This window comes from Coleofasciculus sp. E2-BRE-01, assembly GCF_040221695.1.
In the GTDB taxonomy this organism is placed as follows: domain Bacteria; phylum Cyanobacteriota; class Cyanobacteriia; order Cyanobacteriales; family Coleofasciculaceae; genus Coleofasciculus.
Genome location: NZ_JAVKEA010000082.1, coordinates 40,926 through 47,888, shown reverse-complemented (window position 1 = coordinate 47,888; position 6,963 = coordinate 40,926). Strand labels below are relative to the sequence as shown.

The 6,963-nt window shown below is 45.3% G+C and carries 6 protein-coding genes; 4 read left to right on the top strand and 2 right to left on the bottom strand.

Annotated elements, in window-relative coordinates; all coding sequences use genetic code 11:
- Positions 1-433: 433 nt before the first annotated feature.
- The 3 genes from RIG66_RS10000 to RIG66_RS09990 all read left to right on the top strand — a co-directional run bounded on the left by RIG66_RS10000 (position 434) and on the right by RIG66_RS09990 (position 3,199).
- Positions 434-1,087 carry a sigma-70 family RNA polymerase sigma factor gene (locus RIG66_RS10000; protein WP_446377580.1) on the top strand — a complete coding sequence of 218 codons (654 nt, stop codon included), beginning with the start codon at positions 434-436 and terminating at the stop codon, positions 1,085-1,087.
- 449 nt (positions 1,088-1,536) lie between these two features.
- A complete protein-coding gene (locus RIG66_RS09995) occupies positions 1,537-2,154 on the top strand; it encodes a CP12 domain-containing protein (RefSeq protein WP_446377578.1) in 618 nt (205 codons plus the stop codon).
- Between the two features lie 223 nt (positions 2,155-2,377).
- Complete coding sequence (locus tag RIG66_RS09990; protein ID WP_446377576.1) at positions 2,378-3,199, top strand: SIMPL domain-containing protein; 822 nt, start codon at positions 2,378-2,380, stop codon at positions 3,197-3,199.
- A gap of 157 nt (positions 3,200-3,356) precedes the next feature.
- Here RIG66_RS09990 and RIG66_RS09985 read toward each other — a convergent pair whose 3' ends face one another.
- Positions 3,357-4,754, bottom strand: a complete 1,398-nt coding sequence (locus RIG66_RS09985; RefSeq protein WP_446377574.1) for a protein kinase domain-containing protein — start codon at positions 4,752-4,754, stop codon at positions 3,357-3,359.
- A gap of 208 nt (positions 4,755-4,962) precedes the next feature.
- On the bottom strand, positions 4,963-6,393 hold the full coding sequence (locus RIG66_RS09980; protein WP_446377582.1) for a protein kinase domain-containing protein: 1,431 nt from the start codon (positions 6,391-6,393) through the stop codon (positions 4,963-4,965).
- Between the two features lie 259 nt (positions 6,394-6,652).
- Between RIG66_RS09980 and RIG66_RS09975 the strand changes: the two genes are divergently transcribed.
- Positions 6,653-6,862, top strand: coding sequence for a hypothetical protein (locus RIG66_RS09975; RefSeq protein WP_446377572.1), 210 nt, complete (start codon positions 6,653-6,655; stop codon positions 6,860-6,862).
- Positions 6,863-6,963: the final 101 nt, after the last annotated feature.

The following is a 6,963-nucleotide window of genomic DNA, read 5'->3' as shown; positions in this document are numbered from 1 at the left end:
ATCCACAATGTTTTTTTCAAACAGGTTCCGTTTAATACATAGCTCCCCAAAATTGCTCGCTTTCCCCCACACCCCACACCCCATACCCCACACCCAGTATCCTATCGTGGGTAATGTGGCTTAAGTTGACACCCATGGTTTTACCCTTAACGTTTCGTTTTCACCCGGATGTCACTAAACCCGCCCCAATGAAGTGCAAGCACTCTTCCACAAATGACGTAGCTTGCTTCTCGCGAAGCGAGTATGACGAATGACGAATAACAAATAACAAATAACAGACTTTTCCTGATGTCACTTACCCCAGAACTGATAAAACCTGATACAAGCCTCAGCGAACCATCCGACTTTTTCCCATTGAAGTCATCTAAAGGGCGTTCGATACTGTCAGCAAGCTATTAAACAACCTTGTTTCCAGTATAACGACACCCCACCCATGAACGAACTCAACGCCCGCCTAAAACAACTGGCTCTCACCGCCCAGCAATCTCCGACGAAAAGCCAAAACAGACAACTGGCTCTAGCTAAATTGATCAAAGAAATTTTACAATCGGGTAGGCTTTGCCGTCCGCATAAAGGTAAATTTAGAGGCTTCTATGACGATATTTATGCCGAAGCCCAGCAAAAACTATTCTGTTACATCTGCGAAAACATTGATAGGTATAATCCTCAGTATGATGTCTTATCCTGGGTCAACTTTCTATTCGCGAAGCGGTTTTTTATCGCAGCCAGTCGTGAAGTGATGCCCAAGGGGTTTCAGCGGACATATCAGCGTCAAGTGACCCGATTAACGCTGGAACAACTGGAACAAAAAACGTCCCTACAACTTCCTCATTCATCAACCCCTTCGATTTTACAAGAAGTTATTGATGTTTTGCAGGAAGATCCAGAAGGAATTTTCCAAAGTACTCATATTGTGAATCAGCCTGTCGCTAATTTTAAGTTTTTAGCTCTCAAGGTGATGGCTGGCTACTCCTGGAAAGAAATTTCTAACGAGCTGGGAATTAAGATATCGACCCTAAACAGTTTTTACCAGCGTTGTTTGGTTCGCTTTCGTCCTAAGTTTAGGGAATATGTAATTGTTAATTAATGCTAACGGTACGGGTTTTTGTGTAGGGGCGACCCGCCTGCACCAATTAACAACACTAGTCCACTCAATTTGATCGGGTCGCCCTGTCTCGTGCAAATCGTGTCTACTCCCTGGGCATTGTCGGGGGTAGACCAAAACATCAGGATTTCAGAGATCCCCCTATCGTCTCACCCATCAAATCTATAGGGCATGAGTCGAGTCTCTAGATAAGCAATAATACTTAAATCGCGCTAAAATGACGGTAAAGTCCGTGGGACTCTCCAGGTAGAGCAACAAGAGACAACCTTAATCAAAAATGCTCCACGATAGAAGTCCCTACAGGTCAATGACCCTAATCTCTCAGAGTTCGGGGCTTGGAAGAATCAGCTTCCAACGTAAGCATTGTCTGAGGACTGATCCGACTTCCCTGTCGCATCATAAAGGCAGATCAACGTCCAGGAGAAACTGACATGATGATGAAGGCTCAAGACATCATGACCACTGATGTGGTCACCATTCGCGGTTCAGCCACCGTAGCTGATGCTGTGGATTTGATGAACGATATGGGTCTACGGGCTTTAATTGTAGATCGCCGCCATGACCAAGATGCTTATGGCATCGTCACGGAAACGGATATTGTTTATAAAGTGATTGCCTATGGCAAAGATCCCAAAAAAGTCCGGGTTTATGAAATTATGAATAAGCCCTGCATCGTGGTCAATCCTGACCTCGGTGTAGAGTACGTAGCGCGATTGTTTGCCAATACAGGCATTCGCCGCGCTCCAGTGATCAAGGACAAACTCCTGGGTATTATCTCTATTACCGATATTCTGGCTAAAGGAGACTTTCTCGATAAACCCAAGAGCGTACTTCTTGAAGACGAAATCCGCAAAGCGGTAGAAGAAGCACGGGCTGTCTGCGCCCAAAAAGGACCAACCTCTAAAGAATGTGCCGCCGCCTGGGATATTGTGGAAGAACTGCAAGCGGAAGCTGCACACCAACGGGCAGAAAAACTCCCCCAAACAGCGTTTGAGGAATATTGCCAAGAATATCCTGAAGCCCTGGAATCTCGAATTTATGACAGTTAATTTGATTTCAGATTTTACCGGGCTACCCGGAAGACAAGAGAAAATTTCCTCATGATACCCTCCACCACCATAATCTTTGATTGGGTGGTGGCTTTTTTTGACAATTTTTGCTGGCTTCAATAAAGGAAGTAGTACATTTTTGGGCGGAACTGGGCTAGGATAATTTTGCTATTGGATAATTGAACTACTGTATTTCGCCATGGGGTCAGGAGAATCGGGCAAAATGAAAAAAAGAGTTATGTCATCTTTGGTTGTCGCTGTTATCACGACAAGTTTAATTCCTAATCCAGGTAGGACTGAGACTATCAGTAACGACTCAACGCCCGATGCTCGTCAAATCAGCCAGTTATTTTATCCACCACCCAGCGAAGAACCCACGTTTCGGGTGATTGGCAAAGGTCGAGCCAGTCAACCTGCTGATAGAGCTAGTCTCCTGTTTAAATTTGCCAGAAACTATCCGTCGCCGCCAGAGGGAGTCTTGTCTCAATTTGAACCCTCAGAAGAGAACGTCACCTTAGAGATGTTGCAACCCATTCTGGATGCACTCCAAGCTATTGGCGTTTCTGATCAAGCGATTGACTTAGAAATTATTGAACCCAGTGGTAGCTTTTTACCTTTTCCTTTTCCCTCCACCGCCACAGAAGGAGGAGCGCAACTTGTGGTCACCGTGGACAATCCTAACCGCGATCGCTTAGAGGAAATTGTCAATACAGCAACGGATGCAGCCAGCCCGATTGAAGCGATTCTGATCAGTACAGTTAACGTAGAATATGCGGTGAATAACTGTCAAGCCCTAGTCCAAGCCGCTTATCAATCAGCCGTTGAAGATGCTCAAAACCGAGCCAACAGTCTAGCGGCGGCGATGGGAACTCAACTCAGGCTAGTCCCCTCAGTCGCTGAACCCTTCTATGAGGTTTTCTTACCCGGATGTGACTCAGAGGGAAATTTACCCTTTGGCAATACGACCTCATCGGTGTACGATCCAGATGCTCCTGTAGCAGTTACCGTAAACAAGGATATCTTTGTCACCTATACTGGACGCTAAGTGGGGAAATCTGTGAAGGTAGGGAGCAGAGGGAGCTGGGAAGCTGGGGAAGTTGGGAAATTTGAGCATAAATCAGTCAATTGTAGGGGCGGGTTTAGGGACTAAATTCAGATATCCACCAATAATTCATCAACAAAACCCGCCCTCTTATAAGGTTCTAAGAATACCCTGATCTTCCTAGCAAACGCGACAATAGCAAATATATCAAGCGAAATAGAGCCGTTATCGCGATCGCACTCGCAGCAGCAATCCCTCCAGTAATGACCACTTCTAGGATAGACCAGCCGCTCCCTAGTAGAGGGATGAGCAAGACAGCAAAAGTAATTCCGCTAATAATTAGCAAATTTTTGTTTTTAATCCGGTGATTGTATTGTGTATAAACTAAACCGCCAACAACCATACCCAATACTCCCACACTTATACCTGAAATACCCAGTAAACTATTTATAACAATGAAAAGTAATCCACCTTCAAATCCGACAAATGCCGCTTTCGCAAAAATTTCTGATAGTGAACGAGGTGGAATCGGCGGAATTGGCGGAATCGGCGGAATTGGGGAATGGGGTTGTTGTGAAGATTGAGTCGGAGGTGATAATGGTTTCGAGTTCATAAAATCTATCACCTCTTGAGCCGATTGAAAACGCTGAACGGGTGCTTCTAAGAGCAGCTTATCTAATACATCTGCTAGAGTATCGCTAACTTGAATATACTGTTTCCAATGCCAACAATTAGTATGGGAATCGCGCAGATCTTTGAGATCTTTACCTGTCAACAAGACAACTATTGTCACAGCTAAGGCATACAAGTCAGAGGAAGCTTTAACTTCTCCCCCTCTCATCTGTTCAGGTGGAGCATATCCAGGAGAATAAATACCCGTTGAGGATATAGACGATCTTTCCCCTGCTGTTTTGCTGACTTGCTTAACTGCACCAAAATCCAACAGGTACAACCGTCCATTCCGGTGACGCATAATATTGGAGGGTTTAATATCTCGATGGATTGAACCATTCTCATGGACAAACTTGAGGACTGCCAGCATTTCTCTGAGAATTTCTATAACTTCAGGTTCAGAGAATGTTCCTTTGGTTTTCAGTTCTTCTTCTAAATCTTGCCCATCAATAAATTCCTGTACCAAATAAAAGAATTTATCTTGAGTATCCGGTTGGGATAACTTGGCAACACTTAAGGGGAAAAAGGCATAGAGATTAGGAATTTGAGGATGAGTATTACCCAGTTTTTCTAAAACTTCTGCCTCTTGCTCAAATAAGTCTTGAGCTTTAGCGAGTTGGGAGGGATTTAATTGATCAGAAGGCTGAAACTGTTTGACGACACAATAGCGCATCATTGGGGTGTGGCGATCGCGTGCCAAAAACGTTGTGCCAAACCCCCCCTGATTTAGCAACTGGGTTGGAATATAACGACCCCCCAAAATAAGTGGTATTCCACAAGCTGTACAATATCTCTGCTGTGCTGTTTGCAGCGTGGCTTTCTGATCCAGTTCAGCAAAGAAGTTTTGGGGACGAGGGCAATGGGGGCGAGTGCAGTGGATTTCCATTGTTCATATCCAAAGAAGTCATAAGTTATCAGTTATATATAAGTTATAAATCAATTGTAGGGGCGGGTTTAGAGACTCAGGTCAGCTATTCACCAATAACTGAAAAGCAAAACTCGCCCTGATTCATCAGTCTTGGCTACGGAATCCTTAACTTCGTTCAAGGGAACCTGGTTTTGAGTCGCGATCGCGCCTTTCATCATCCTTGCCTTTACAGGAAACGAGACAATAATAAGTAAATCAAGCGAAATAGAGCAGTGATGGCGATCGCACCAGCAGCGACAAACGCTCCAGTTAAGATGACGCCAGGGATTGATAACCCAACCCGTAATGCTGGTATGAACAATAGAACCAGCGTTATTCCAGCTAAAATTAGCAAGTCTTTGCCTTCAATAATCCGGCGGTATTGTGTATAAATTAAACCCCCGACAATCATTCCCACTAATCCTACACTAATCCCAGAGATACCCAAAAAACTTTTCAGAGCAATAAACAGTAACGCCCCTTCAAAGCCAGTAAACCCTGCGCTGATTAACGTTTCTGATAGGGTAAAACGGGATTTGGGTCGCTGAATCGCGGGTTGTTGCTGAACCACAGGTTGCGGTTGAACCACAGGTTGTTGTTGAACGGCTGGTTGGGGTTTGGGAGCAGGAGGCGGTGGAGGTGGTGGTGCTGGGGGAGTTCGACGCGGTTTCAGGGCGTCCATCACCTCTTGAGCCGATTGAAAGCGTTTATTTGGGGTTGACAGAAGCATACGGTTTAAGACGTCTGCTAGCGTATCACTAACTTGGGTATAGGGTCTCCAGTTCCAGGAGTTATTGTAAGAATCATATAACTCTTCTGGCTCTTTCCCCGTCAGCAACATAATCAACGTTACCGCCAACGCATACAAATCCGTTGACGGGTAAACTTGCGCCCCTGACATCTGTTCGGGTGGCGCAAATCCCATCGAATAAATTCCCGTGGATTTGCCAGAGGGGGTTCCTGCTGCGCCTTTGGTGACTTGTTTAACCGCACCAAAATCCAACAGGTACAAGCGTCCATTCTGGTGACGCATGATATTAGAGGGCTTAATATCCCGATGGATTGAACCATTATCATGGACAAACTGGAGTACCTTCAGCATTGCCCGTAACACTTCTAGGACTTCAGCTTCAGAGAATGTCCCTTTGGTTTGCAGTTCCTCCTCCAAGTCTTGTCCATCAATAAATTCCTGGACTAAGTAGAAAAACTGGTCTTCTTTACCCGATTGGTGCAGATTACTAACACTTAAAGGGAAAAAGGCATAAAGATTGGGAATTTGGGGATGATCATTACCGAGTTGTTCTAATACCTCCGCTTCCCGTTCAAATAAACCTTGGGCAATGGCAAGTTGTTGGGGGCTTAAATCACCAGACGGCTGGAACTGCTTCACGACACAATCACGCATCGTTGGCGTATAGCGATCGCGGGCTAGAAATGCGGTACCAAACCCGCCCTGACCCAGTAACTTGGTAGGAAGATAGCGACCCACTAAAATCAGGGGCATCCCACAAGCTGTACAATACTTCTGTTGTGCCGTTTGCAGTGTCGCCTTGTCATCGAGATCGGCAAAAAAGTTTTGGGGGCGAGGACAGGTGGGACGAGTGCAGTAAATTTCCATTGTTCTGAAAGCATTGGCACTAACAATTGTATCGTCCTCTTCGGGGAGGTTTGCCCTAGTGCAGCACGGCAAAAATACTTAAGCAGCTTCGTAGATACGATGAAGCAGGGGGAGCAGGGGGAGCAGGGGGAGCAGGGGAAGCAGAGGGAGCAGGGGAAGCAGAGGAAGCAGGGGAAGCAGAGGGAGCAGGGGAAGCAGGGGGAGCAGGGGAAGCAGGGGAAGTAGGGGAAGATAAAGTTACATTTATTTTAGAAATACTATGTCAGAAATTGGCAACGAAAACGAACAAGATAATACTCTGTTGAACCAATGGCGTCAGAAAATCGAAATCGCTAATCAAAACAATATTTTTTGTCATTGTCGTCATTGCGGTGATGAATGGGTAGACTCATCGTTAAATAGTGCCTGTAATCACTGCGGTAGCCACGATATTGAACGGATTCCCTGTTGGCAGTTCCCAGATGGCTAAACTAAGGAGGTGGGAATAATTTAGATTGTCATTTGTCATTTGTCATTTGTCATTTGTCATTTGTCATTTGTCATTTGTTTGCTCCCTCATCTCCCCCATCT

What these genes read in the sequence shown, in the direction of transcription:
- RIG66_RS10000 (WP_446377580.1), top strand. Translation starts at nt 434, where the DNA reads ATGAACGAACTCAACGCCCGCCTAAAACAACTGGCTCTCACCGCCCAG.
- RIG66_RS09995 (WP_446377578.1), top strand. Translation starts at nt 1,537, where the DNA reads ATGATGATGAAGGCTCAAGACATCATGACCACTGATGTGGTCACCATT.
- RIG66_RS09990 (WP_446377576.1), top strand. Translation starts at nt 2,378, where the DNA reads ATGAAAAAAAGAGTTATGTCATCTTTGGTTGTCGCTGTTATCACGACA.
- RIG66_RS09985 (WP_446377574.1), bottom strand. Translation starts at nt 4,754, where the DNA reads ATGGAAATCCACTGCACTCGCCCCCATTGCCCTCGTCCCCAAAACTTC.
- RIG66_RS09980 (WP_446377582.1), bottom strand. Translation starts at nt 6,393, where the DNA reads ATGGAAATTTACTGCACTCGTCCCACCTGTCCTCGCCCCCAAAACTTT.
- RIG66_RS09975 (WP_446377572.1), top strand. Translation starts at nt 6,653, where the DNA reads ATGTCAGAAATTGGCAACGAAAACGAACAAGATAATACTCTGTTGAAC.